The organism is Pseudomonas nitroreducens, from assembly GCF_024170165.1.
GTDB lineage: Bacteria > Pseudomonadota > Gammaproteobacteria > Pseudomonadales > Pseudomonadaceae > Pseudomonas > Pseudomonas nitroreducens_C.
In genome coordinates this window covers 331,716-356,593 of the sequence record NZ_JALJXP010000002.1, presented here as the reverse complement: position 1 = coordinate 356,593, position 24,878 = coordinate 331,716, and the positions used below count along the sequence as shown (strand labels likewise).

Here is a 24,878-nt window from a genome sequence, read left to right as displayed (position 1 = left end):
GCGCGGTCGCTAGAGTGATGGGCATTCCCACCGAGTTTTCGCCATGCGTATCGACGGTTTCACCTCCACATCCCAGACCACGGAGCGCAGTCCCCGCACGGGCACGGCTGTCACTCCGTTCCGGGAAGTGCAGCGTGACGTCGAGACCCGCCGCGAGCAGCCCGCGCCGACCTCGGCCAGCCAGGGGCTCGACGCGCAGTCGCAGACCCGTCGCGTGGAGTCCTCCAACGCCAGCAGCTACAACCTGCCGGCGACCCTGCGCGACAACCTCGACTACCAGCGCCCGCTGACCTCCCGCGCAGCCCAGGCCCTGGCCAGCTACACCAGCACCGCCAGCATGGCGTCCCAGTACGAAGGCCAGGAAGTCGTCGGTCTCGACCTCTACGCCTGATGCAACTGCCGTATTTCCTTGGCTGCCCTTCGTGGAACGAGCCCGCCTGGCGCGGCACTTTCTATCCGTCCGACCTGCGCCCCGCCGAAACGCTGTCCTTCTACTCCCAGGTGTTCAACGCGGTAGAGGGCAATACCACCTTCTATGCCCGCCCCAGCGCCGAGACTGTGGCCCGCTGGGCGCAGACCATGCCGGAGACCTTCCGCTTCTGCGCCAAGCTGCCACGCGACATCAGCCACGAAGGCGACCTGCGCGGCCAGCTGGAAAACACCCGTGACTTCCTCGATCTGCTCGCACCGCTGGGTCAGCGCGTGGCGCCGCTGTGGCTGCAGGTATCCGCCAGCTTCGGCCCTGATCGTCTGGGCGAGCTGGCTGCCTGGCTGGATGAGTTCTCCGAGCGACGCATCGCCGTGGAGGTGCGCCACCCGGCGTTCTTCGCCAAGGGCGACGAGGAGCGGGCGCTGAACCGCCTGCTGCTGGAGCGTGGCGTCGAACGCATCTGCCTGGACTCGCGGGCGTTGTTCGCCGTGCAGTCCGATGATCCGGCCGTGCTCCATGCCCAGTCGAAGAAGCCCAGGGTGCCGGTGCGCCCGGCAGCCTTCAGCGACAGCCCGCAGGTGCGCTTCATCGGCGGGCCGGACCTGGACGCCAATCTCGTCCATCTCACGCCCTGGATCGGCAAGGTCGCCGAGTGGATCGAACAGGGCCTGACGCCCCATGTTTTCCTCCATACCCCGGACAACCACCGGGCCGCCGAGCAGGCGCAGCGCTTCCATGCGCAGCTGCGCGAGCGCTTGCCGGGGCTGCCGCCGCTGTTCGAACCCAAGCCCGAGGTGGAACAGCTCGGTCTGCTCTGACCCGGCAACTGCGCATGGCGCCCGGCAGGCGAGGGGGCTAACCTGCTCCTTCCCTCGTTTGGCAAGGAGTCCGCCATGACCACTCAACAGCAACGCGGCGAAGCCTTCCGCGCGCTGCACCAGCGCGACGGCCTGTTCGTCCTGCCCAATCCCTGGGACGCCGGCTCGGCGAAGATGCTCGCCCATCAGGGCTTCGAAGCCCTGGCGACTACCAGCGCGGGCCTGGCCTTCGCCCTCGGTCGGCGTGACGCCGAAGGCGCGGTGAGCCGTGACGAAGCCCTGGCCAATGCGCGCGAGATAGTCGAGGCGACGCCATTGCCGGTCGCCGCCGATCTGGAAAACGGCTATGGCGATACGCCCGACGACTGCGTGGAAACCATTCGCCTGGCCGCCGCCTGCGGGCTGGTCGGCGGCTCCATCGAAGACGCCACCGGCCGCCCGGACACTCCGATCTATCCGCTGGAGCTGGCTGTCGAGCGCGTCGCTGCCGCGGTGCAGGCGGCGCGCGCATTGCCGTTCACCTTCACCCTGGCGGCACGGGCGGAGAACTTCCTGCACGGTCGCGTCGATCTGGACGACACCATCCGCCGCCTGGTGGCCTTCGCCGAAGCCGGCGCCGATGTGCTCTACGCGCCGGGCCTGAAGACCCGCGAAGAAATCGCCGCCGTGGTCAGCGCCGTGGCGCCGCGCCCGGTCAACGTGCTGGTGGGCTCGCCGGCGCTGCAGCTGAGCCTGGATGAGCTGGCCGAACTGGGCGTGAAGCGCGTCAGCGTCGGCTCCTGCCTGGCGCGGGCAGCCTACGGGGCCTTCTTCAGCGCTTCCGAGGCGTTGGCCAAGGGCGACCTGATGCCGATGCACGGCGCCATGCCGTTCGACCGCATCAACGGATTGTTCCGGGGCTGAGTCTTGCGCTGGTGGCTGCTCGGCTTCGTCGTTGCCGGCGCAGGCTTTGCCCTGGCAGTGCAGCAGCAATGGCTGGGGCTACCCGGCCGCTGGAATCCCTGGGCGCCGCTGGATGTGCGCGACGAGCCGAACCTGCTGACGCGCTACAAGCTCTGGCGCCTGCGCGATGATGCCGAGTTGTGCCGGCTGGCGCTGCAAAGCTCCGATCTCAAGGCGCAGCCCATGGCCGACAGCGAACCCGTCGCTGGCTGCCCGCTGCACAACGTCTGGCGGGTGCAGGCGGCCGAGGTGAAGCTGAGCAGCAGCTTCCTCGCCAGTTGCCCGCTGGCGGTGAGCTTTGCGCTGTTCGAGCGCCACTCCCTGCAACCGGCCGCGCGGGAAATCTATGGCCAGCCGGTGGCGGCGGTGGAGCACCTGGGCAGCTTCGCCTGCCGCAATATCTACGGCCGCACCGACGCCCGACGCAGCCAGCACGCCACGGCCAATGCGCTGGATATAGCCGCCTTTCGCCTGACCGACGGCCGGCGCATCGTGGTGGCGAAGGACTGGGGCGGGGAGGGTGATGCCGCGCGCTTCCTGCGATCCGTGCGCGACCGTGCGTGCAGCCACTTCGACGGCGTGCTCGGGCCGGATTACAACCGCGCGCACCACGACCATTTTCACCTCGATCTGGGCGGCTGGCAGATCTGCCGTTGAGCCCGCCGGCTGCGCGCTGCGGTAGAATCGCGGTTTTTCCCAGGATCACCGCACCATGACCGAAGCCCTCACCCCGTCGCGCATCGTCGTCCAGGCGCTGGCGCCTGCCTGGCAGAGTGCCGCCGAGCAGTGGGCGCAGCGGCTTGGGTTGCCGCTGGGCGATGGCGAGGCGGACTTCGCCCTGCAACTGGGCGACGACGGCTTGCAGTTGCTGCAACTGGGCCCGGATTCCCCCGGCCCGGTGCGCGTGGACTTCCTCGAAGGCTCCGCCGCACACCGCCGCCAGTTCGGCGGCGGCGCCGGGCAGATGATCGCCAAGGCCGTCGGCATCCAGCAGGGCGTGCGTCCCCATGTGCTGGACGCCACCGCCGGGTTGGGCAAGGACGCCTTCGTGCTGGCAACCCTGGGTTGCGAGATGGACCTGACCGAGCGCCAGCCGATCATCGCTGCGCTGCTGGAAGACGGTCTATCCCGGGCGGTGGGGGATTTCGAGGTGGGCGCCATCGTTGCGCGCATGCGCCTGCTGCAGGGCAACTCCATCGAGCGCATGGCCGCGTGGGAAGGGACGGCACCGCAGGTGATCTATCTCGACCCGATGTTCCCGCACCGCGACAAGAGTGCGCTGGTGAAGAAGGAAATGCGCCTGTTCCGCCCGCTGGTGGGGGATGATCTCGACGCTCCGGCGCTGCTCGAAGCCGCGCTGAAACTGGCCAGCCACCGAGTGGTGGTCAAGCGCCCGCGCAAGGCGCCGATCATCGAGGGGCAGAAGCCCAGCTACAGCCTGGAAGGCAAGTCCAGCCGGTATGACATCTATCCGCTGAAAAGCCTGAAGGGCTGAGTTTTCGGCCTTCTGCAGGAGAGCTGGTGCTCGGGCGTTTGCCCTCTCCCTAACCCTCTCCCTGAAGGGAGAGGGGACTGGATCGGTGCAGATTGAATCTGATGTATCAGCCGGCACGAATAGCTCCCTCTCCCTTCAGGGAGAGGGCGGGGGGAGAGGGTTAGCCCTCGCGCCGGGCTCAATCTTCAGGAGCGGGCCATGCCCGCGATCTGCCGGTCACGGCTGCTTCAGGGCGCAAAGGCCCTGAGGAACAACGCCACCACTTCCCGCACATGGGCTTCGGATTCCGCCACCGTCGGCGGCGTTTCACAACCGATCATCAGGCGGAAGTGCACGCAGCCCTGCACCAGCATCAGGAAGTGTTCGGCGGCCCGCCGCGGGCTGTCCATCTGCAGCTTGCCCTGCTGACGGGCCTGCTCCAGCAGGCGCTCCATCTGGTCCAGCACGCGCTGCGGGCCGGCCTCGAAGAACAGTTGCGACAGGTGCGGGTTGCCCGCGCCCTGGGCAATCATCAGCCGGCTCAGGGCTATCGCCTCGGGGCTGTTGATCAGCTGATTGAAGCCCAGCCCCAGGGTCAGCAGCAGGCTTTCAAGCGACGCATCGGCCGGCGGCTCGGCGAACAGCTCGGGCATGCGTTCGGCGCACTTGGCCTGCACGGCCTCGACGAACAGGGTCTCCTTGTCCGTGAAGTGGCTGTACACGGTGAGCTTGGACACTCCGGCCTCGGCGGCGATGGCTTCCATGCTGCTGCCGTCGTAGCCATGGCTGACGAACAGCTCCTTGGCAGCCTCGAGAATGGCCCTGCGCTTGGCCGGATCCTTGGGACGACCCGGTCCGTTCGATGAGTTCGATGAGTTCGATGGTGACATGTCTTTACATTTCTAATACTGGACTGATGGGTTCTGTATTTTTACTATACCGGGGAGTATAAGAATTCCAACCGCGTTTTGCGAAAGGTCACACATCATGTTCCGCCATGCTCTGTCTGTCGCGCTGCCTGCTGCCTTCATCCTTTCCCTTTCTGCCTGCGGTAACGGCGAACCGCCGAAGCCCGCGGTGCGCCCGGCCATCGTGGTGCAGCCGCTGCCGGCGCGCGATATCACCGAGGCCTATCCCGGCGAAGTGCATGCTCGCCACGAGCCGGAACTGGCCTTCCGCATCGGCGGCAAGGTCAGCAAGCGCCTGGTGGAAACCGGCGAACGGGTGAAGAAGGACCAGCCGCTGGCGGAACTCGATCCTGAAGACGTTCGCTTGCAGCTCGAAGCCACGCGCGCCCAGGTGGCCGCCGCCGAAGCCAACCTGCAGACCGTTCGCTCCGAATACACCCGCTACAAGACCCTGCTGGAGCGCCAGCTGGTCAGCCAGTCGCAATTCGACAACATCGAGAATACCTACCGCGCCGGCGAGGCGCGGGTGAAACAGATCCGCGCCGAATACGACGTGGCCAGCAACCAGGCCGGCTATGCGGTGCTGCGTGCGCCCCAGGATGGCGTGATCGCCACGCGCCGGGTGGAAGTGGGGCAGGTAGTCGCCGCCGGGCAGACCGTCTTCACCCTGGCTGCCGACGGTGATCGCGAGGTACTCATCAGCATCCCCGAACACTCCTTCGAACGCTTCCGTGTCGGCGAGGCGGTGAGCGTCGAACTCTGGTCGCAGCGTGACAAACGCTTCAGCGGCAAGATCCGCGAACTGTCGCCTGCGGCCGATCCGCAGTCGCGCACCTTCGCCGCGCGCGTCGCCTTCGACGACGCCAAGGTGCCGGCCGAGCTGGGCCAGAGCGCCCGCGTCTATATCCATGCCGAAGGCGCGGTGCCGCTGGCTGTGCCGCTCGCCGCGCTGACCTCGGAAGCCGGCCAGCCGTTCGTCTGGGTGGTCGATCCGAAAACCTCCACCCTGCATCGCCGCCCGGTGCGCATCGGCCCTTATGCCGAGGACCGCGTGCCGGTGCTCGAAGGCCTGAAGGATGGCGACTGGGTGGTGGCAGCGGGTGTCCAGGTGCTGCGTGAAGGGCAGGAGGTACGGCCTGTCGACCGGGAGAACCGGTCGATCAAGCTGGTGGCGAAGGAGTAACGCCCGATGCAATTCAACCTTTCCGCCTGGGCGCTGCAGAACCGCTCCATCGTCCTCTACCTCATGCTCCTGCTGGGCATAGTCGGGGCGCTGTCCTACACCAAGCTGGGGCAGAGCGAAGACCCGCCGTTCACCTTCAAGGCCATGGTGGTAAAGACCAACTGGCCGGGCGCGACCGCCGAGGAAGTCTCGCGCCAGGTCACCGAGCGCATCGAGAAGAAGCTGATGGAGACCGGCGATTTCGACCGCATCATCTCCTTCTCCCGCCCCGGTGAATCCCAGGTGACCTTCGTCGCCCGCGAGGACTTCCATTCCCGCGACATTCCCGAGCTCTGGTACCAGATCCGCAAGAAGGTCAACGACATCCGCTACACCCTGCCGCAGGGCATCCAGGGGCCGTTCTTCAACGACGAGTTCGGCACCACCTTCGGCAATATCTACGCACTGTCGGGCAAGGGCTTCGACTACGCGGTGCTCAAGGACTATGCCGACCGCCTGCAGCTGCAATTGCAGCGGATCAAGGATGTCGGCAAGGTCGAGCTGGTCGGCCTGCAGGACGAGAAAATCTGGATCGACCTGTCCAACACCAAGCTCGCCACCCTCGGCCTGCCGCTGGCGGCCGTGCAGAAGGCGCTGGAAGAACAGAACGCGGTGACCGCCACCGGCTTCTTCGAGACCGCGACCGATCGCGTGCAGCTGCGCGTTTCCGGCCGCTTCGACTCAGTGGAAGACATCCGTTCCTTCCCGATCCGCGTCGGCGACCGCACCTTCCGTATCGGTGACGTGGCCGAGGTGCACCGTGGCTTCAACGATCCGCCCGCACCGCGCATGCGCTTCATGGGCGAGGACGCCATCGGCATTGCCGTGGCCATGAAGGACGGCGGCGACATCCTGGTGCTGGGCAAGAAGCTCGACACCGAGTTCGAGCGTCTGCAGCAGACGCTGCCGGCGGGCATGGAGCTGCGCAAGGTATCCGACCAGCCGGCCGCCGTGCGTGAAGGCGTGGGCGAGTTCGTCCGCGTGCTGGCCGAGGCGCTGATCATCGTGCTGCTGGTGAGCTTCTTCTCCCTCGGCCTGCGCACCGGTCTGGTGGTGGCGCTGTCGATCCCGCTGGTGCTGGCGATGACCTTCGCCTGCATGTATTACTTCGGCATCGGTCTGCACAAGATTTCCCTCGGTGCGCTGGTGCTGGCGCTGGGCTTGCTGGTGGACGACGCGATCATCGCCGTGGAGATGATGGCGGTGAAGATGGAGCAGGGCTACGACCGGCTCAAGGCGGCGAGCTACGCCTGGACCAGCACGGCCTTCCCGATGCTCACCGGCACCCTGGTCACCGCCGCCGGCTTCCTGCCCATCGCCACCGCGCAGTCCGGTACCGGCGAGTACACCCGCTCGCTGTTCCAGGTGGTGACCATCGCGCTGCTGGTTTCCTGGATCGCCGCCGTGGTCTTCGTGCCCTACCTGGGCGAGAAGCTGCTGCCCGATCTCGCCAAGCGCCATGCGGAAAAACATGGCGGCAGCGACAAGGGCCATGACCCGTATTCGACGCCTTTCTACCAGCGCTTCCGGCGCGTGGTGGAGTGGTGCGTGCGCTACCGCAAGACGGTGATCCTGCTGACCGTGGCGGCCTTCATCGGCTCGATCATGCTGTTCCGCCTGGTGCCGCAGCAGTTCTTCCCGCCGTCGGCACGACTGGAGCTGCTGGTCGACCTGAAACTGGCCGAAGGCGATTCGCTGACCGCCACCACCGAGCAGGTCAATCGCCTGGAGAAAATGCTCGCCGAGCATCCGGGCATCGACAACTACGTGGCCTATGTCGGTACCGGTTCGCCGCGCTTCTACCTGCCGCTGGACCAGCAACTGCCGGCCGCGAGCTTTGCGCAGTTCGTGGTCCTGGCGAAAAGCCTGGAGTCCCGCGAAGAGATTCGTCAGTGGCTGATCAAGCACATGAACGAAGACTTCCCGACCCTGCGCACGCGTATCAGCCGCCTGGAGAACGGCCCGCCGGTGGGCTACCCGGTGCAGTTCCGCGTCTCCGGCGAGCACATCCCGGAAGTCCGCGAGCTGGCGCGCAAGGTCGCCGACAAGATGCGCGAGAACCCCCATGTGGTGAACGTGCACCTGGACTGGGAAGAGCCGAGCAAGGCGATCTTCCTCGACATCGACCAGGAGCGCGCCCGCGCCCTGGGTGTGAGCACCTCGGACATCTCGCAGTTCCTGCAGAGCTCGCTGACCGGCTCCACCGTCAGCTACTACCGCGAGGACAACGAGCTGATCGAGATCCTCCTGCGTGGCGACGAGCGCGGCCGGCATGACCTGTCGCAGCTGCCCAGCCTGTCGATGCAGACCAGCAGCGGCCGCAGCGTGGCGTTGTCGCAAGTGGCGACCCTGGAATACGGCTTCGAGGAAGGCATCATCTGGCGGCGCAACCGCTTACCGACCGTGACCGTGCGCGCCGACATCTACGACGACTCGCTGCCGGCGACTTTGGTGAAACAGATCTCGCCGACCCTGGACCCGATCCGCGCCGAACTGCCCGACGGCTACCTGCTGCAGGTCGGCGGCACCGTGGAGGATTCCGCCAAGGGCCAGGACTCGGTGAACGCCGGCGTACCGCTGTTCATCGTGGTGGTGCTCAGCCTGCTGATGATCCAGCTGCGCAGCTTCTCGCGGATGATCATGGTGTTCCTCACTGCGCCTCTCGGGCTGATCGGCGTGACCCTGTTCCTGCTGGTGTTCCAGAAGCCCTTCGGCTTCGTCGCGATGCTCGGCACCATCGCCCTGGCGGGGATGATCATGCGCAACTCGGTGATCCTGGTGGACCAGATCGAGCAGGACCGCGCCCACGGCCTGGACACCTGGCACGCCATCATCGAGGCCACGGTGCGGCGCTTCCGCCCCATCGTGCTCACCGCCCTGGCCGCCGTGCTGGCGATGATCCCGCTGTCGCGCAGCGTGTTCTTCGGCCCGATGGCGGTGGCGATCATGGGCGGCCTGATCGTCGCCACGGCGCTGACCCTGCTGTTCCTGCCGGCGCTCTATGCGGCCTGGTTCCGGGTGAAGAAAGAGACCTGACGAGCACTCTTTGGCTGAGTGTAGGAGCGAGCTTGCTCGCGAACTGGCTTCCCGGCGAAACCGGCGTTGGGCGGGTTCGCGAGCAAGCTCGCTCCTACAGGTCTGTGCCGACTTCCGGTTCCGGCTCAGGGCGAATATCGGGCAACTCGTGCGGCAAGAGCGGTTGGCCCTCGCACAGCACTTCCCTTGTAGGAGCGGGCCATGCCCGCGAATCGCGCGCATGGCGCGCTCCTACAGGTCGAATCCAATATCTAACATCGGTGTAGGGCGAATAACGCGCAGCGTTATCCGCCGTCCGACGCTCTGAGGCGAATCACCCTACAGACGCGAACCCTTCGACCTGTCACCCTCGCTGTCCTTTCCTGAGCACGATTCCCAGGCCCGGATCACTCCGTCAGGCTCGGGACATTCATTCGGGAACCGCCTGACTCATCAACGGCGTTGCGGTCTTACAAAGCCACTGCTTAGCGTTCTCTCCGCCACGGAACAGCCGTGGCCAGGTGTGGAAACCTGTAGTGAATCTAGCTTTCGCCGTAGCAGGGGATGGTCTGGCCTTTTCGGAGGCCAGGCCAACTCTGGCTGTCTATGGCGGACCGTGCGAGGCGGGCTTCGGCCCGGCCGGTCTTTGGCTAGATGCACCCGGTTTTCCACCCTTGCACGGTCCGCCTCCCTTATCCGGGATGGCGGCTTTCCAGCTGTAGCCAACTGAGCTGTACAGGGAGAGACCGCATGAATCCTTCGACGATGTTTCCGACCGACAACGGCCTGAGCTTCCACACCTTCCAGCGCTACGATCGCCCCTTGCGCGGTCTGATGATTGATCGTCAGGCCTGGTTCCCCGCCCGCGACCTCGCGCGCCTGACCAATACCCACTTCGCCGCCCGTGTGCCGCGCAAGCTCGACGCCGACCAGTTCCGCTGGGAACGGCTCGAAGGCGGGAAAGAGGACGAGCTACTGGTCAGCGAAAGCGGCCTCTACACCCTGCTGCTGGTGTACTTCTACCACCCGGAAAACCGCAACCTGCGCCAGTGGCTGAGCAACGAAGTCGTGCCGGCCCTGCGTGACGCGCAGTTACCACCGGGGTGCGTCCCCCGCCACGCCGTGCGCGAGGTGCAGGGTTACCCGCTGGCGGTACTGGAATGGCAAGGCGGCGTCTGGCTGCGCTTTGGCGACGCCGCCCGCTTGCTGGGCTGAGAGACGAACGCAGGGCTCATAACCCGTTACGGGTTATGCGCCCTACGGACTGGCCGGCGGCGGTTCCGATAGCCACTCCCACTAAGCTCGACCAGCACCGATCCCCCTGTAGGAGCGGGCCATGCCCGCGATCCGTGAGCAGGGCTCACGGCGTCTATGCAACGGGCGTGCACCTTGTCCGCGTTCGTGGGCATGGCCCGCTCCTACATGACGTCCTGCGTGAGGGCATACCCCGGCGCGATATTTCAGGTAGGAGCGAGCAGGCATGAAAAAGCCCGGCAGTTGCCGGGCTTTTTCATTTGTCCTTCGGGCGAGACTCAGAGTACCCCGAACACCTTCTTCGCCAGACCGGTGGCCGCTGCGGTCGGGTTCTGGCGGATGGTCTTTTCCTGCTCGGCGATGAGCTTGAACAGGCCGTCCAGCGCTTCCTCGGTCACGTAGTTCTCGATGTTCGCGCTCTTCGCATCAACCACGCCGAACGCGGCGGCCTGGCTGGCGAAGGCGTTGTACTGCTTGGCCACGCCGACCTGGTCGGTGGCCTGCTTGATGATCGGCAGGAACTTGGCGCGCAGTTGCTCGCGGCTGCTGCGGTTCAGGTAGTCGGTGGCGGAGTGGTCGCCGCCCTGGAGGATGCCCTTGGCGTCGGTCACGCTCATCTTCTTCACTGCGTCCACCAGCAGCACCTGCGCCTGGGGCATGGCGGCCTCGGCTGCCTTGTTCATGCTTGCCTCGAGCTGGTCGACCTGGGCGCCCATGCCGAACTGCTTCATGGTCTTGGCGGCCTTGCCCAGCTTGCCGGGGAGCTCGATGCGTACGGCCGGGTCATTGCTGAAACCGCCGGGCTGGCTCAGCTGCTTCACGGCCACCTGCGCGCCCTGGGTCAGCGCATCCTTCAGGCCGCCGGTGGCGTCGCTCTGGCTGAGGTCGGAGAGGGACAGAGCGAAGGCATTGACGGACAGCAGGGCGCCGGCCAGCAGAACGGGGAATCGCAGCATCAGTACTTCCTTGGCGAAACCCGGCGGTTGGCGAACCGCCGAGGTGGAGAATGGAGGGGGGGAGATTAACGGAGGATGGCCGCCGGGGAAAACCCGGCGGCGCGGTGAATCAGCGCACGGGGTCGACGCGGACGCGCAGCGGCTGCGGATCGCTGCCATCGAGTTTCACGCTGTGGCGCTCGGTGGTGATGAACAGCAGACGCCCGCTGTCCTCGATGCGCGCGCTGACAGCGTAGCTATGGCCCGGCTTGACCTGGTTGCGGTCGTAATCCAGATGGAACGCCAGCGGCACCTGGCGGCCGGGTTCCAGTTGCTGCTGGGCCAGATCGACCGCCGGGGCATCGGCCAGCGATACGTCCTGCAGGCTGACGGTGACCTGGGCGGTCGGGGGCAGCGCCATGCGCTGCAGGTAGAACACTTCGCCGTCCAGCGACGCCTTGTCGCCGGAAGAAGTGGTACTGCAGGCGGCGAGCAGGCCGGTCATCAGCAGCAGGGAAAGGTTTTTCATGAGAGAGCTCTCCTTGGATCCAGGGCGCGTCTGACCATTGTGGGGGACTTTGGTTTCCGCGCCACGATCTGGATGAGCGTCGAGTTATTTCACGATACGTCCGAAAAGGTTCTGGAACATGACCTGATCGCGACCGTCCGTGAGGTCATACAGCGAGTAGTAGTGGTTGAGCCTTGCGCCGCCGTCGCGGGTCAGCGGGTCCCAGGACAGGTTGGCGCGGCGCATGGTGGAGCTGCTCATCAGCTCGTCGAAGGGGATCGACACGTACATGCCCTTGTCGAAGCTGCCTTCGCCGTAGGCTTCCTTGTCGGCGGTGGTCAGAGTGACCCAGGCGCCGAAGCGCACGCCGTTGCTGAACTGGCGGGACAGGTCGAGGGTGCCGCCCCAGTCACGCGCCAGGTAACGGCCGGCGCTGGCGGTCGCCAGGATGTTCTGGAAGCCGGTCTGCCAATAGAGGGTGACGAAGCCGGTGGCTGTCTGGTAATCGCGCAGACCGAAGTGTTGGTCGAACTCGCGCTGGCGAACCAGGTCGAGGTTGGCGCCCAGGGCCCAGCTCTCGCCCATCGGGCGATAGAGCAATTCGCCGCCCACACCGGCGTACATGCTTTCCAGGTAGCCGCCGTAAACCATGCCGTACAGGTCCTGGTCCAGCCGTGCGGTCTTGTTCAGCTGGAAGTCCTGCAGCATGACGTTGGAAGTGGTCATGTACTGGCGGATGTCGGTCCGCACACGCGGCAGGTTGCTTGGCGCGTCATAGGTGAAGTTGTCGAAGTTGTTGAACAGGTTGACGCTGAGCAGGCCGTTGGCCCACAGGCTCGGCGAGAAGCGGTACTCACTCTCGAGGTCGGCGGTGAACTGGTAGAGCAGGAAGTCGTTCGGCCCGCCGATGCTCTGGTTGTAGCCCAGGCCGACGTCGTAGCTGAACGGATCAGGCTGCTGCTGGTAAAGCACGGTTTCCTGCTGCGGCAGGGGTACGTTCTGCTCGGTGGTGCGGCGCAGGTCTTCCAGCGGGCGTTCGCCGTTGGCGGCGTCCTCGAACATCCGCCGCGGCACGCTGGTTTCTACGATGGGTTGGCCATAGCGGGTATCGACGACGGTGAACCACTGGACCTTGTCGTCGGTACTGTTGTCGAGAATGCGTGCCGTGCGTCCGACCGCTTCGGGCGGATAGAGATAGCGGGTCTGCTCACCGTAGACCACGACTTCGCGGTCTTTCTGCGTGATGCGCTCGACCTTGTACCCGGCGTTTTCTTCCAGGCGACGGGAGACATCGGCCCAGTCGGTTGTTCCAGCGGAGTTTGGGTCTGCTCGCTGGACCAGGGCCTCGGGAGCGGGGTCGTTCATAGGCAGCGCCCACGACCATGAAGCCGGCGGTGATGCCTGCGATCAGCCACTTGTGATCGAGCAGGGTGCCGAACAGGGCGAGCAGGTCGATTTCATCGTCATCGCTGACGGCCGGCGGAAGAGCGGGCGCTTGGGGGTATTGCATAAGGGGCTTCTTGACGTTGTCAGCGTTGAGGTTGAAGGCGCTGGGACCAGGCAGTTGCGCCTTCCTCGATCAGGGCGTAGGCGTGCTCGAAAGCTGCCGTTCCGCGCCTGTAGGGATCGGGGATATCGCGATCGCTCTGCCATTTGCCGAGCAGAAAGGTCTTGCCGCGTGATACCGGTGAAAGCCGGAAGACGTCCTGCAGGTGGCGGCGCTCCATGACCAGCACGAGGTCGGAGGCCTGCAGGATCTGCGGCGTCAGTTGCCGTGCCTGATGTTCGTTAGGCTGTTGGCCATGTCGCTGCAGGGTGTCGAGGGCGGTGCGTTCAAGCGGGTGACCCACCACAGCTGTAAGGCCAGCGGAGCTGACCCGGATGCCGCTATCGGCCAGGTTTTGTCGGAGCAGATGCTCGCCTGTCGGGCTGCGGCAGATGTTGCCTGCGCAGATAACCAGTACGTTCTTGATCACGCTGAACTACCGCCGGGTTGGTTGATCACTACCTATGGGCGGCGAAATCTAGGCCTCACGGTCGGGCGATTCAATGCGCTTTCCCCCTGTTCAAGGGGTTTGGGAATTCTCTGAGGAGGGATAAAGGGAATCCCTTCAAATACGCGATGGGGGAGGACAATTCTGGTGGCGCAATGCCGCTTCCTTCGGCTGGTTGATTGGTCGGTTTCCAGCGCCGGAGAGCAATGCAAAGGGAGCGTTGATTTGGAGAGGAAGGCGCGCCGCACCCAGTGGAGCACTCTGGAGCAGGAGGCGTAGCGGGCCTGCCGGGCAGGGCAGGCCGGGATATCAGCCCGCGGCGAGCTGATTGACGGGATGTTGCGGGGTGAAGCGGGAGTAGAGATGTTCCAGTGAAGACTGCAGCTGTTCACCGGAATGCAGGCGCTGAATGCTCTGGCTATTGCGCGCAAGCTCAGCCAGAACGGTTGGTTCTCCCTGGGCGAAGGCGATGATCTGCTGCTGGGCTTCTGCCAGATCCCGGGCGGTGGACAAGCCTTCGGCGACGAAGGGACCGATGCGCCGGAGTGCGATGGGAAGATCGAGCTTCGCCGCTTCGAGCACCGATATCGGGAAGCCGTCCCAGGCCGCGGTGTGGAAGTACAGGTCCAGCCCTTTCATGTGGGCGATGACCTCGCCGCGCGTGCGCCACCCGGTCACTTCGATGCCGGCCTGGATCATGTCCGCCATGGCCTGGGCGTCTCCCCCACCGATCCACTTGAAGTGCGCAACGTCCGCGCAGCTTTCCGCCAGCGCGCGGAAATAGTCATGGCCTTTCTGCCGGCTGATGCGCCCGACCATGCCGACCACGGGTTTGCTGGTCAGGCTGCGCACGGCCGAAACTTGCGGCAGGTCGTCGCAGACATTCACCAGTCCCAGGGTATGCGCCGGCTCGATCAGTTCCCCGGCGATGCGCTGTTCGTCCAGGCCGCAGCCCGCAATCACTGCGGTCCGTTTTGCCAGCAGCGACTCAATGGCTCGATAGGCCTTGAGCATCATCGGATGGTCGCCACGCAGGAAGGCGAAGCCGTGTGGCGTATAGACGATCTTCTGCGTGGGGATGAAGGGCAGGGCGCGGATCAGCGCGCCAGCATAGGTGCTGTGCAGATGGATGACATCCGGCTGCACACGGTCGATGTACGGCTTTACCCGAGCGAGGCTTGAAAGGCGCCGGGGCACCAGTTCCCTGTGCTTGAACAGGCCCAGGCTCTCCTCTCCGGTGGTGTCGCCCTTGCGCACCGAGGCCAGCAGATAGTGCTCATGCTGCTGGGAGTTGAGGATGTAGGAGTTGATGGCCGAGGTGACGCCGCCGCCGAAGGACTCGGTGATGTGCAGGATCTTCATAAAGCGATGTAGGCCCCTGGAAAATTACTTGTCGTAACTGGGAGACCAAACAGCTGAATATGGTCTTGCTGGGCTAGAGCGTAGCCTTTTTCAACATGGCTTTGTAAGGTTTTCTGACGCTTTTGTCGGAAGATAAATTTTCCGCCAAATTACCGGCGAATCCGTAGGCGATCGCCCCAGGGCGCTACCGCGGACTCTATCAGTGCGTAGGCACGCTCGAAGGCCTCCGGGCCTTTGCGGTAGGGGTCCGGAATCTCCTGGTCGGCTTGCCACTTGCCCAGCAGGAAGGTCTTGCCACGGGCTTCGGGGGCCAGGCGGATAACGCTCTGGATCTGCGATTGCTCCATCACCAGGACGAGGTTGGCCTCGTGGACCAGTTCGGCAGTGAGCTGGCGGGCGCGATGCGGTTGGGGGTGGTGGCCGTGGCGGCGCAGGACGGCGAGGGCGGTGCTGTCGATGGCGTGGCCGACCAGCGCGCTGAGCCCGGCAGAGGCCACGGCGATATCGCTGCCCTGCAAGGATTCGCGCAGCAGCTGTTCGGCGATGGGGCTGCGGCAGATGTTGCCGACACAGACGATCAGAATCCTGTTGAACACGAAGGAGCGTCCCTGACCGCGACCGAGGGTAGATCGTCAGAAATCTATCGGTCGCGGTGCGGGGGCGTCAAGCCGCTGGCAGGGAGGGCGGATCAGCCTTGGCTGGCCGCCGGCGGCTCGGTCGGGGTGCTCTCTTCCTGGGGCGGCCGCTCCAGGGCGACCTGGCGGATGGACAGCCGGATCTCCGCCGGCAGTACCCGCTTGGCGGCCCCTTCGGCCAGTTCGCCGAGCAGCTCGTGGTAGCTCAGCTTGCCGTGCTCGTCCTTGCGCAGGACGCCTTCGTCCAGCAGCGTCTGGATGAAGTGGCGGAACAGGCTCTTGTCGGAGAACTCCGGGGCATTGAGGCCGTGCAGGACCGACAGGCGCTGGGCCATCACGGTGCAGAGGTTTTCCAGTTCCTCGGCGGTGAGCTGCTTCTGTCCGGCGTTGAGCACCAGCGAGATGGACATGTAGAAGCGCTGCAGGGTCTGCGCGATGGCGCGGGCCAGCAGGGTCAGCAGCACGTACTGGCGCGAGCTGGGCGGCGGGCGGATGAAGGTGTCGTTCTCCTGCTTGAGCAGCTCGCTGGTGACCATGGCCTGCAGCCACTGGTCGACCACGGCGTCGAGCTCGTCCAGGCTCCAGCGGATGAACAGCTCGGCCTGCAGGTACGGGTACAGCGCGCGGGTGTAGCGCAGCAGCTGCTCGCGGCTGATCCGCCCGCTGTTCTGGAAGAAGCTGGCGATCAGCGCCGGCAAGGCGAAGATGTGCAGTACGTTGTTGCGGTAGTAGGTCATCAGCACCGCATTCTGCTCGTCGAGGTAGCAGATGCGGCCGAGGGCGTCCTTCTGCTCGCTGAGCAGGTTCATGCTCTTCACGTACTCGATCAGTTGCAGGCCATCACCCTCGGGCAGCGTGGCGCTGGGCGAGTAGGGCACCTTGCGCAGCAGGTCGAGGTAGAGATCGATCACCCGGGCCAGGGCGGTTTCGTCCAGGGCCAGGCGGGTGGTGGAGAGCAGGGCCAGTGCGACCAGGTTCACCGGATTGATCGCCGCGGCGTCGTTGAGGTGGCGGGCGACGTCGCGGGCCAGGTGATTGGTGGTTTCCGAGAGCCATTCCGGGCGGTATTCCGGGCCCAGCTCCTGCTGGCGCCAGTCCGGCTGCTGCTGGTCGAGGAAATCGTCGAGGTGGATCGGCTCGCCGAAGTTCACCCAGACCTGGCCGAAGCGCTGCTTCAGCGCGCCGATGACCTTGAAGATGTCGAAGATCGATTCCTTCTTCTTTGCCGCGCCGCGCAACTCGCCCAGGTAGGTGCGGCCTTCGAGCACGCGCTCGTAGCCGATGTACACGGGGACGAAGACGATGGGCCGGCGCGAGTCGCGCAGGAAGCTGCGCAGAGTGATCGCCAGCATCCCGGTGCGCGGGTGCAGCATGCGTCCGGTGCGCGAGCGGCCGCCTTCCACGAAGTACTCGGTGGAGAAGCCACGGCTGAACAGGGTGTGCAGGTATTCGTTGAATACCGCGGTGTACAGCTGGTTGCCCTTGAAGCTGCGGCGCATGAAGAACGCGCCGCCACGGCGCAGGATCGAGCCCACCACCGGCATGTTGAGGTTGATGCCGGCGGCGATGTGCGGCGGGGTCAGGCCATTGCGGAACAGCAGGTAGGACAGCAGCAGATAGTCGATATGGCTGCGGTGGCAGGGCACGTAGACGATCTCGTGGCCCTGGGCGACTTCCTGCACGCGCTCGATGTGGTTGACCTTCACGCCCTCGTAGAGCTTGTTCCAGAACCAGGTCAGGGTCACTTCGAGGAAACGGATCACCGGGTAGGAAACGTCGGCGGCGATCTCGTTGGCGTAGCGCAGGGCGGCAGCCTCGGCCTTGTCCTGGGAGATTTTCTGGGTCTCGCATTCTTCCTGGATGGCCTGACGCACCAGCGGCGCGCGCAGCAGGCCCTTGACCAGGGTGCGGCGGTGGGAAAGGTCCGGGCCGATCACCGCGGTCTTCTGGTTGCGGAAGTGCACGCGGAGAATGCGCTGGACCATACGCAGGGTGCGTTCGTGGCCCTTGTTTTGCTCCACCAGCTCGCGCAGGTGGATGGGTGCGGAGAACTGCACGCGGGTCTTGCGGCCGAGGATGAGGATGCGCGCGAGTTTGCGCAGGCGGCCGGTAACGGCCCAGTTGTCGGCGAACAGCAGCTTCCAGGCGCTCTTCTCGCTGTCCGGGGATTGGCCCCAGAACACGCTGACCGGGACTATCTGTGCGTCGTCGATACCGTTCTGGCCGATGGCGCCAAGCATGCGTACCAGCGCTGGCGGCGCGCCGCGCTTGTCCTGGCGGCCGAGCCAGTCCGGCTCCGGGGTCAGGTAGAAGAAGGCCGCCGGTTCGATGGACTCACCCACTGCCACCGGCATCACCGGGCGCGGCAGGCCGGCCTTGCGGCACTCGGTATCGACCACGGCGAGGTCGGTCACCGAGGGCTGCTGCAGGACGTAGAGGACCGGTTTGCTGCGGTCGATCTTCAGGCTGAAGGCCGACTGGTTGATGGTTTCCGAGCGCACCCAGAGGTACAGCAGGCGGCGCAGGGCACCAAAACCGAAGCGGCGGAACGGGTAACGAGGCATACAGGCCCTATGGCTGGCGTAGGTAAAACGAGCGATTGCTCAGGCCGGCTAGTTTGCCGGATTAGGCCCCCGCCAGCAAAGCCACGAGCGCTTGGTCGGCGCGGGCGGACGCCCCGTGGACTGCGGCTATCCTGCCATTTAGGGGATGACATTCTAAGGAGGTTCCGCGATGCGTACGTTCACCTGGGGATGCCTGCTCGCCTTGTCGGTTGCGCTGCCCGCCGGGGCCCAGACCGTCGTCCCGCTCAAGGGCCAGAGCAGCCAGCAGATGCAGCAGGACATGACTGAGTGCAACAGCGTTGCCGCCAATGCAGCGAGCAGCGCCACCACCAGCTCCGACCCGAAGACCGGTGGACGGGTCCGCGGAGCGGCCAAGGGCGCGGCGGCGGGCGCGGTCGCTGCCGAAGTTCGCGGGCAGCAACATGAAGAGTTGTATGACCGAGCGAGTGACGACGCCAAGCAGCAGTACCGGCAGAACCGCGCGGGCGAGGTTGCGGCGGCGGGAGCTGCGGTGGGCGCTTCGCGCCAGCGTCAGGATCGTCGGCAGGACCGTCGTGCTCAGGGTGAGGCGCAGAGCTCGGCCAGTGCCAGTGCTTACAGCGGTTGCCTGCAGGGACGGGGGTATCAGGTCAGCCCCTGAGCGTGCGAGTCCTTTGATGGTGCACGACTGACCGCGCATGAGGCGCGGTCAGGGGATGTTCTATGGCCGTTATTCATCGGATGCAATGGATTGGCAGACTATGAATTCAGCAGATAAATGATTGGGCATATTGCCACAGCAGAAACTGCAGGGCGCATTCCGGCTGCCTCTGAAAGACATTTCCGGAGGCCGCCGAAAACGGATGAACGGGAACGAAACTACCCGCCATAACTGCGCGAAAGTGCGAAAGGGTCCACGTTCGAAACACTTTCGTTACGCAGGGTAACGAGCACCAAAATGGCTCTGCAGGCCCCGAAAAATGGCACTTTGGCCTGATTGGTCATAGGGCCGGGGAGTTGATGAAAAAGTGCTTTTCAGCTGTAACTTTTGATTTATATACTCGGGAGCGCTGTCGCCCTTGGGCGTTATTCGAATTACCTTCCTACGTGCCTGTCGGCGCGGGTTGGATGATAAGGAAAGCGTTCACCCGGCGACTGCCGAAGTCCTCATTCCAGGGGGCCATCCAAAAATAATAGGCAAGTTGGAGAGTGTAGTAATGGCTGATCGTGAGGTCGGAACCGTCAAGTGGTTCAATGACGCCAAAGGTTATGGATTCATTCAACGCGATAGCGGTCCGGACGTTTTCGTTCACTACCGTGCCATTCGTGGCGATGGTCACCGCTCCCTGGTCGAAGGCCAGAAAGTGGAGTTCTCGGTGATCCAGGGTCAGAAAGGCCTCCAGGCAGAAGACGTGTCGAAGGTCTGAGCCCCCGAAATCAAAGGCCCGTCCAATGGACGGGCCTTTGATTTTCACACTCTGCCGGCGGCGGTTTCAGCCCGTGCGCCAGGTAATCTCTTCGACGCCCGCGGCGGTCACTTTCAGCCAGCGGTCGGCGTCTTCCTCGCCCTGATCCTCGCTCCAGCTCCCCGGTGCGCAGCGCACCTCCACGTCCAGAGCGGCGCAGGCATCGCGAGCGCAGGCGACATCGTCGTCCCACGGGGTCTGGTCGCTGTCGAGGAACAGGCTGTTCCACTTGCCCACGGCCTTGGGCAGCCAGGTGGCGGGAATGCCGCCGGCGGTGCACTTGAAGGTCTCACCCTGGGCGCGCCATTCGGAGCAGGGGCCAAGGGCCTTTTCCAGCCAGGCGCCGACGGCGGCCTGGTCGGCATCCTTGATGTAGATCTCGATATCCGGTTGGCGCATGGCGTCCTCGTCAGGGTTCTTGGCGTTGCAGCCAATCGTAGCGTACCGCGACCGTCACCTCGAAGGGCTCGGCGAGGATGCGCTCGCGCCGCTCGGGGTTGACCCGCCAGCCATGGGGCGTCATCGCCAGCAGATGTTCACGGGCTTCGCGGGTGGCCAGCGCAAGCTTGAAGCTCAGTTGTTCGGTGTGCGCCAGTTTCAGCTCGTCGGGCAGGTCGGCGAGGTGCTTGTCTTCGACGTATTCACGGACTTCGTCGTACAGTCGCTGGCGCAGTTCCAGCAGGTGATCGCGCGCCGGGCCCAGGCGCAGCACGCCGCCGCCGGGAGTGAGCAGGCGCGCCGCTTCCTTCCAGTCGATCGGGCTGAACACGCTGGCCAGCAGCTGGCAGGAGGCATCGGCCAGCGGCACGCGGGCCATGCTGGCGACCATCCAGGTCAGCTGCGGAGCGCGCTTGCAGGCGCGTTTGACAGCCTCGCGGGAGATATCCAGCGCATAGCCGTCTGCCTGCGGCAGGGCCTCACCCAACTGCGCGGTGTAGTAACCCTCGCCGCAACCGATATCCAGCCAGCGCCCCGGAGCACGCTCGGCGGCCAGCTTTGCCAGGCGTGTGGCCAGCGGAGCATAGTGGCCGGCGCCGAGGAAGTGCCGGCGCGCCTCGACCATGGCGGCGTTGTCGCCCGGATCGAGGCTCTTCTTGTGCTGCACCGGCAGCAGGTTCAGGTAACCCTGGCGGGCGCGGTCGAAGCGGTGGCCGGCGGGGCAGGCGACACCGTTGTCGAGCTCGGTCAGCGCCTCGCGGCATAGCGGGCAGATCAGCATCCTTTCTTCCCTTGCGGCGGCACCAGCGGCTGCGGCAGGTCGTTGCGCAACACGGTGGGCAGGGAACGGCGGCGCTGGGCGATCTGGTACACGCGCAGGGAATAGCGACGCTCGGCGGCTGGCGCGGGCGGCGGGGTGTCGGGCTGTACGGCGCCCAGGCAGAAGCCTTTGTTCGGTCCACTCATGCCAGCAGTCGCACCAGGGTCTGGTAATAGATTTCGGTCAGCACATCGAGGTCGCTGGCCAGCACGCGTTCGTCCACCTGGTGGATGGTGGCGTTCACCGGGCCGAGCTCGACCACCTGGGTACCCATGGTGGCGATGAAGCGGCCATCGGAGGTGCCGCCGGAGGTCGATGGGGTGGTCTCGCGGCCGGTGACCGCGCGGATCGCCGCCGCCACGCCGTCGAGCAGCTCACCCGGCTGGGTGAGGAACGGCAGGCCGGACAGCGCCCAGTCGATGTGCCAGTCCAGGCCGTGCTTGTCGAGGATCGCCGCGACGCGTTGCTGCAGGCCCTCGACGGTGGATTCGGTGGAGAAGCGGAAGTTGAAGATCACCTTCAGCTCGCCGGGGATCACGTTAGTCGCGCCGGTGCCGCCATTGATGTTGGAGATCTGGAAGCTGGTCGGCGGGAAGTAGTCGTTGCCGTTGTCCCAGTGCTCGGCGGCCAGCTCGGCCAGAGCCGGGGCGGCGAGGTGAATCGGGTTCTTCGCCAGGTGCGGGTAGGCCACGTGGCCCTGCTTGCCGCGCACGCTGAGGGTGGCGCCGAGGGAGCCGCGGCGGCCGTTCTTGACGATGTCACCGACCAGGGTGGTGCTCGACGGTTCGCCGACGATGCACCAGTCCAGGCGCTCGTTGCGCGCCTTCAGGCGCTCGACCACGGCCTTGGTGCCGTGATGGGCGGGGCCTTCCTCGTCGCTGGTGATCAGGTAGGCGATGCTGCCGCGGTGGTCCGGGTGGTCGGCGACGAAGCGCTCGGTGGCGATGATCATCGACGCCAGGCTGCCTTTCATGTCCGCCGCGCCGCGGCCGCAGAGCATGCCGTCGGCGTCGATCAGGGCGTCGAACGGCTGGTGCTGCCAGGCCTGCTCGGGGCCGGTGGGGACCACGTCGGTGTGGCCGGCGAAGCACAGGACCGGGCCTTTGGCGCCGTCGCGGCCCTGGCGCAGGGCCCAGAAGTTATCCACATCCTCGATGCGCATGGGCTCGAGGGCGAAGCCGCAGGCGTCCAGGCGCTGCATCATCATCTGCTGGCAGTCGGCATCGACCGGTGTGACGGAGGGACGGCGAATCAGCTCGCAGGCGAGGGCCAGTGTCGGCGAGAGGGACATTGAGGGCATCCTGGGGGTGGAACGGAAAAAAGGCGCCCATCTTAAAGCAAAAACGCCGGCGCATGGCCGGCGTTCTTGGTTACGGATGGGCGGTCAGGCCGCCGGTGTCGCCGGGCTGGCTGCCGGCGCCTCCTGGGCCTTGGGCGCGGCGGACAGCAGCGCCATCACCAGGGCGGCGAGGTAGGGCAGCGACTGCACCAGCAGCATGGCCACCCAGAACATCATGTCGCGGCTCGGCACGCCCTGCACCAGCACGATGCCCAGCGCCGCGCCCCACAGCAGCAGCATGATGAAGACCTCTTCACGCGCTTCGGCCAATGCCACCAGCAGGCCGTGGTTGGAGGCCATCTTCGGCGTGCGGAAGAACGGGATGGTCTTGGTGAACGCCCCGTAGAGCACCGCCTTGGCAATGGTGTGCGACAGCGCGAGGCCTGCCACCGCCGCCTGGAACGAGCGCAACAGGTCCACGCCCACCGCGCGGCGGTAGAGGAACATGATCTTGCCGAACTTGAAGAAGAACAGTGCCAGCGGCGGAATCGCGAAGATCAGCAGCGGCGGGTCGACCCGCTTGGGCACGATGATCATCGCCGAGGACCAGAGCAGCGCACCGACGGTGAAGAAGATGTTCATGCCGTCGGCGATCCACGGCAGCCAGCCGGCGATGAAGTGATAGCGCTGGCCGAGGGTGAGCTTGCTGTCCTTGCCCTGGAACAGGGCGCGGGCGTGGCCCTTCATGATCTGAATGGCGCCATAGGCCCAGCGGAAACGCTGTTTCTTGTAGTCGATGAAGGTGTCGGGCATCACGCCCTTGCCGAAACTCTGGTGCGAGTAGGCGGCCGAGTAGCCCTTCTCGAACACCCGCAGGCCCAGTTCAGCGTCCTCGCAGATGGTCCAGTCGGCCCATTTCAGCTCGTCCATCACGGTGCGGCGGATCATGGTCATGGTGCCGTGCTGGATGATCGCGTCGCGGTCGTTGCGGGTCACCATGCCGATGTGGAAGAAACCCTTGTACTCGGCGTAGCAGAGCTTCTTGAAGACGTTCTCCTCGCCGTCGTGGTAGTCCTGCGGGGACTGCACCACGGCGATCTTCGGGTCGCTGAAGTGCGGCACCATCTGCTTGAGCCAGTTCGGCTCGACGCAGTAGTCGGCGTCGATCACCGCGACCACTTCGACGTCCGGCGCGGTGTGCGGCAGGATGTAGTTCAGTGCGCCGCCCTTGAAACCGGCCAGCGGCGCGACGTGGAAGAAGCGGAAGCGCGGGCCGAGGACTTCGCAGTAGTCGCGCACCGGCTCCCAGACTGCCGGGTCCTTGGTGTTGTTGTCGATGATCAGGACTTCGAAATCCGGGTAGTCGAGCCTGGACAGCGCATCCAGGGTCTTTTTCATCATCTCCGGCGGCTCGTTGTAGCAGGGCACATGCACCGAGACCTTGGGCCGGTAGCCGGTATCGGTGAGCACCGGGTCGAACGGCCGGCGGCGCTTGCGTACCCAGACGGTCTCGGCCAGTTCGTGGGCCTCGGTGAGCAGGACGATGAACACGCCCAGCGCGCCGATGCCCAGCAGGCCGCCGACGGTCAGGCTGAACCAGGTGCTGTACTGCTGGCTGTAGTCGTAGGCGATCCACACCAGCACCGAGCCGCCGGCGAAGGCGACCACGGTGAGGAAGGTCCGCCCGCGCTGGCGCAGGGCGCTGCCGTCGATCATCAGCAGGGTCAGGGCGAGCAGCGCCATCACCACCGAGGCGACTGCCAGGGCGCGCCATTGCGGGATGTTCACCACCGGCCCGGTGAAGTTGAACTTGGGCTGGCGCTGGGCGTTGTAGACGCCCCAGTAGGCGCCGACCGAGCCTTCGTCACCGACTTTCCACGGCTGGTCGAAGGCCTCGACGACGAAGTAGTTGTAGCCGCGCTTGTTCAGCGCGTTGGTCAGTGTGCGCAGGTAAATCGCCTGGTCCGCCTGGGTGGCGTCGGCGCCGCCGCGCATGCGGCCGTTGCTCGGCCAGCCGACCTCGGCCAGCAGCAGCGGTTTGCGCGGGAACTTGGCGCGCAGCTCCTTGGCGCGTTCGAGGACGAACGGGATGGCATCGTTCATCGCCGTGTATTCCCAGTAGGGCAGCACGTGGGCGGCGATCAGGTCGACGTGCTTGGCCATCTCCGGGTACTTCTCGTAGATGTGCCACTGCTCGGCGGTGGTCACCGGCACCTTGACGGCCTTGCGCACGCGGTCCAGATAGGCGGTCAGTTGCTCGACCGTGACCTCGCGGCGGAACAGGGCTTCGTTGCCGACTATCACCCGCACCACGCTGCGCGAGTTGTTGGCGATCTCGATGCCGCGCTCGATCTCGGCTTCGTTCTCGGCCTCGTCGGGGCCGATCCAGATGCCCAGGCTGACGCGCATGCCCAGCTCTTCGGCCAGGCGCGGGATGTCGGCCAGCGAACCCTTCACCGAGTAGGTGCGGATGTTGTCGGTATTCTTCGAGACCAGTTCCAGGTCCGAACGGATTTCGTCGTCGCTGGGGAACTGGTCCTTCTGCGGATTCTGGTTCAGGCGGAAGGGCGAGAAGGAGAATCCGGAAATGCTTTCCGGCCAGTCGGGAACGCTGACGGGGCGGTTATAGAGGGCCCAGAAGCCGGTGAAGAGTGCCGCGAGGGCAACGAACACCACCAGGTTGAGGCCGAACTTGCGTGAAGACATGGTGTATCGGGTTCCAAAGGGTGGAACGGGGAGGGGCCGGGGCAATCGCTGCACGGGAGAGCCCGGTCGGGGCGCATCCTACCCCGCACTCCGGGGGCTGTACAGGCTGCCGGGCCGTCCGCCGTGTAG

General features: G+C 65.4%; 22 protein-coding genes and 2 pseudogenes. 10 read left to right on the top strand and 14 right to left on the bottom strand.

Annotation, left to right across the window (positions count from 1 at the left end; genetic code table 11):
- The first annotated feature begins 43 nt into the window (after positions 1-43).
- From J2T47_RS05930 to J2T47_RS05910, 5 genes are all read left to right on the top strand, one after another.
- Positions 44-391: a hypothetical protein gene (locus J2T47_RS05930; protein ID WP_253443361.1), complete on the top strand. Its 348-nt coding sequence runs from the start codon at positions 44-46 to the stop codon at positions 389-391.
- A complete protein-coding gene (locus J2T47_RS05925) occupies positions 388-1,248 on the top strand; it encodes a DUF72 domain-containing protein (RefSeq protein ID WP_253443799.1) in 861 nt (286 codons plus the stop codon). Before J2T47_RS05930 ends, J2T47_RS05925 begins: the two co-directional genes overlap by 4 nt.
- Before the next feature lie 75 nt (positions 1,249-1,323).
- Positions 1,324-2,151 (top strand): isocitrate lyase/PEP mutase family protein, encoded by an 828-nt coding sequence (locus J2T47_RS05920; RefSeq protein ID WP_253443359.1) that lies wholly within the window; start codon positions 1,324-1,326, stop codon positions 2,149-2,151.
- 3 nt (positions 2,152-2,154) lie between these two features.
- Positions 2,155-2,847 carry an extensin-like domain-containing protein gene (locus J2T47_RS05915; protein WP_253443357.1) on the top strand — a complete coding sequence of 231 codons (693 nt, stop codon included), beginning with the start codon at positions 2,155-2,157 and terminating at the stop codon, positions 2,845-2,847.
- 55 nt (positions 2,848-2,902) lie between these two features.
- Positions 2,903-3,685 (top strand): class I SAM-dependent methyltransferase, encoded by a 783-nt coding sequence (locus J2T47_RS05910; RefSeq protein ID WP_253443356.1) that lies wholly within the window; start codon positions 2,903-2,905, stop codon positions 3,683-3,685.
- Between the two features lie 227 nt (positions 3,686-3,912).
- On the opposite strand, the gene J2T47_RS05905 is transcribed toward J2T47_RS05910, so the two are convergent.
- A complete protein-coding gene (locus tag J2T47_RS05905) occupies positions 3,913-4,554 on the bottom strand; it encodes a TetR/AcrR family transcriptional regulator (protein WP_253443354.1) in 642 nt (213 codons plus the stop codon).
- A gap of 97 nt (positions 4,555-4,651) precedes the next feature.
- Here J2T47_RS05905 and J2T47_RS05900 point away from each other — a divergent pair, with 97 nt between their 5' ends.
- The 3 genes from J2T47_RS05900 to J2T47_RS05890 all read left to right on the top strand — a co-directional run bounded on the left by J2T47_RS05900 (position 4,652) and on the right by J2T47_RS05890 (position 10,024).
- The gene (locus J2T47_RS05900) at positions 4,652-5,755 is read left to right on the top strand and encodes an efflux RND transporter periplasmic adaptor subunit (RefSeq protein ID WP_253443352.1); all 1,104 of its coding nucleotides are present in this window, start codon (positions 4,652-4,654) and stop codon (positions 5,753-5,755) included.
- Positions 5,756-5,761: 6 nt separating this feature from the next.
- Positions 5,762-8,830 carry an efflux RND transporter permease subunit gene (locus tag J2T47_RS05895; protein ID WP_253443350.1) on the top strand — a complete coding sequence of 1,023 codons (3,069 nt, stop codon included), beginning with the start codon at positions 5,762-5,764 and terminating at the stop codon, positions 8,828-8,830.
- A 729-nt stretch (positions 8,831-9,559) separates the two neighbouring features.
- Positions 9,560-10,024, top strand: coding sequence for a BRO-N domain-containing protein (locus J2T47_RS05890; RefSeq protein WP_253443348.1), 465 nt, complete (start codon positions 9,560-9,562; stop codon positions 10,022-10,024).
- Positions 10,025-10,341: 317 nt separating this feature from the next.
- Here the strand turns inward: J2T47_RS05890 and J2T47_RS05885 are convergent, their stop codons facing one another.
- From J2T47_RS05885 to plsB, 8 genes and pseudogenes are all read right to left on the bottom strand, one after another.
- Positions 10,342-11,019 (bottom strand): DUF4197 domain-containing protein, encoded by a 678-nt coding sequence (locus J2T47_RS05885; RefSeq protein ID WP_253443346.1) that lies wholly within the window; start codon positions 11,017-11,019, stop codon positions 10,342-10,344.
- A 109-nt stretch (positions 11,020-11,128) separates the two neighbouring features.
- Positions 11,129-11,527 carry a YbaY family lipoprotein gene (locus J2T47_RS05880; RefSeq protein ID WP_253443344.1) on the bottom strand — a complete coding sequence of 133 codons (399 nt, stop codon included), beginning with the start codon at positions 11,525-11,527 and terminating at the stop codon, positions 11,129-11,131.
- Positions 11,528-11,611: 84 nt separating this feature from the next.
- Positions 11,612-12,865: pseudogene (locus tag J2T47_RS05875) on the bottom strand (YjbH domain-containing protein); the annotation flags it as partial.
- Between the two features lie 4 nt (positions 12,866-12,869).
- Positions 12,870-13,016, bottom strand: a pseudogene (locus tag J2T47_RS05870) (Wzz/FepE/Etk N-terminal domain-containing protein); the annotation flags it as partial.
- A gap of 19 nt (positions 13,017-13,035) precedes the next feature.
- Positions 13,036-13,482 carry a low molecular weight protein-tyrosine-phosphatase gene (locus J2T47_RS05865; protein ID WP_253443342.1) on the bottom strand — a complete coding sequence of 149 codons (447 nt, stop codon included), beginning with the start codon at positions 13,480-13,482 and terminating at the stop codon, positions 13,036-13,038.
- 327 nt (positions 13,483-13,809) lie between these two features.
- The gene (locus J2T47_RS05860; protein ID WP_253443340.1) at positions 13,810-14,862 is read right to left on the bottom strand and encodes a glycosyltransferase family 4 protein; all 1,053 of its coding nucleotides are present in this window, start codon (positions 14,860-14,862) and stop codon (positions 13,810-13,812) included.
- A gap of 149 nt (positions 14,863-15,011) precedes the next feature.
- Entirely contained in the window at positions 15,012-15,458 is a 447-nt protein-coding gene (locus J2T47_RS05855) for a low molecular weight protein-tyrosine-phosphatase (protein ID WP_253443338.1), read from the bottom strand.
- 92 nt (positions 15,459-15,550) lie between these two features.
- A complete protein-coding gene (gene plsB / locus J2T47_RS05850; protein ID WP_253443336.1) occupies positions 15,551-18,061 on the bottom strand; it encodes a glycerol-3-phosphate 1-O-acyltransferase PlsB in 2,511 nt (836 codons plus the stop codon).
- A gap of 169 nt (positions 18,062-18,230) precedes the next feature.
- Between plsB and J2T47_RS05845 the strand changes: the two genes are divergently transcribed.
- Positions 18,231-18,701 (top strand): YMGG-like glycine zipper-containing protein, encoded by a 471-nt coding sequence (locus J2T47_RS05845; RefSeq protein WP_253443334.1) that lies wholly within the window; start codon positions 18,231-18,233, stop codon positions 18,699-18,701.
- A 556-nt stretch (positions 18,702-19,257) separates the two neighbouring features.
- Positions 19,258-19,467, top strand: coding sequence for a cold-shock protein (locus J2T47_RS05840; protein ID WP_045209986.1), 210 nt, complete (start codon positions 19,258-19,260; stop codon positions 19,465-19,467).
- A gap of 66 nt (positions 19,468-19,533) precedes the next feature.
- Here the strand turns inward: J2T47_RS05840 and J2T47_RS05835 are convergent, their stop codons facing one another.
- From J2T47_RS05835 to J2T47_RS05815, 5 genes are all read right to left on the bottom strand, one after another.
- The gene (locus J2T47_RS05835; RefSeq protein WP_253443332.1) at positions 19,534-19,905 is read right to left on the bottom strand and encodes a hypothetical protein; all 372 of its coding nucleotides are present in this window, start codon (positions 19,903-19,905) and stop codon (positions 19,534-19,536) included.
- A gap of 10 nt (positions 19,906-19,915) precedes the next feature.
- Positions 19,916-20,725, bottom strand: a complete 810-nt coding sequence (locus tag J2T47_RS05830; RefSeq protein ID WP_253443330.1) for a putative RNA methyltransferase — start codon at positions 20,723-20,725, stop codon at positions 19,916-19,918.
- The gene (locus J2T47_RS05825; protein ID WP_045209989.1) at positions 20,719-20,910 is read right to left on the bottom strand and encodes a hypothetical protein; all 192 of its coding nucleotides are present in this window, start codon (positions 20,908-20,910) and stop codon (positions 20,719-20,721) included. The genes J2T47_RS05830 and J2T47_RS05825 overlap by 7 nt, the downstream gene beginning before the upstream one ends.
- A complete protein-coding gene (dapE, locus tag J2T47_RS05820) occupies positions 20,907-22,064 on the bottom strand; it encodes a succinyl-diaminopimelate desuccinylase (RefSeq protein ID WP_253443328.1) in 1,158 nt (385 codons plus the stop codon). The genes J2T47_RS05825 and dapE overlap by 4 nt, the downstream gene beginning before the upstream one ends.
- Positions 22,065-22,148: 84 nt before the next feature.
- Positions 22,149-24,749 carry a glycosyltransferase gene (locus tag J2T47_RS05815; RefSeq protein WP_253443326.1) on the bottom strand — a complete coding sequence of 867 codons (2,601 nt, stop codon included), beginning with the start codon at positions 24,747-24,749 and terminating at the stop codon, positions 22,149-22,151.
- Between the last annotated feature and the right edge of the window lie 129 nt (positions 24,750-24,878).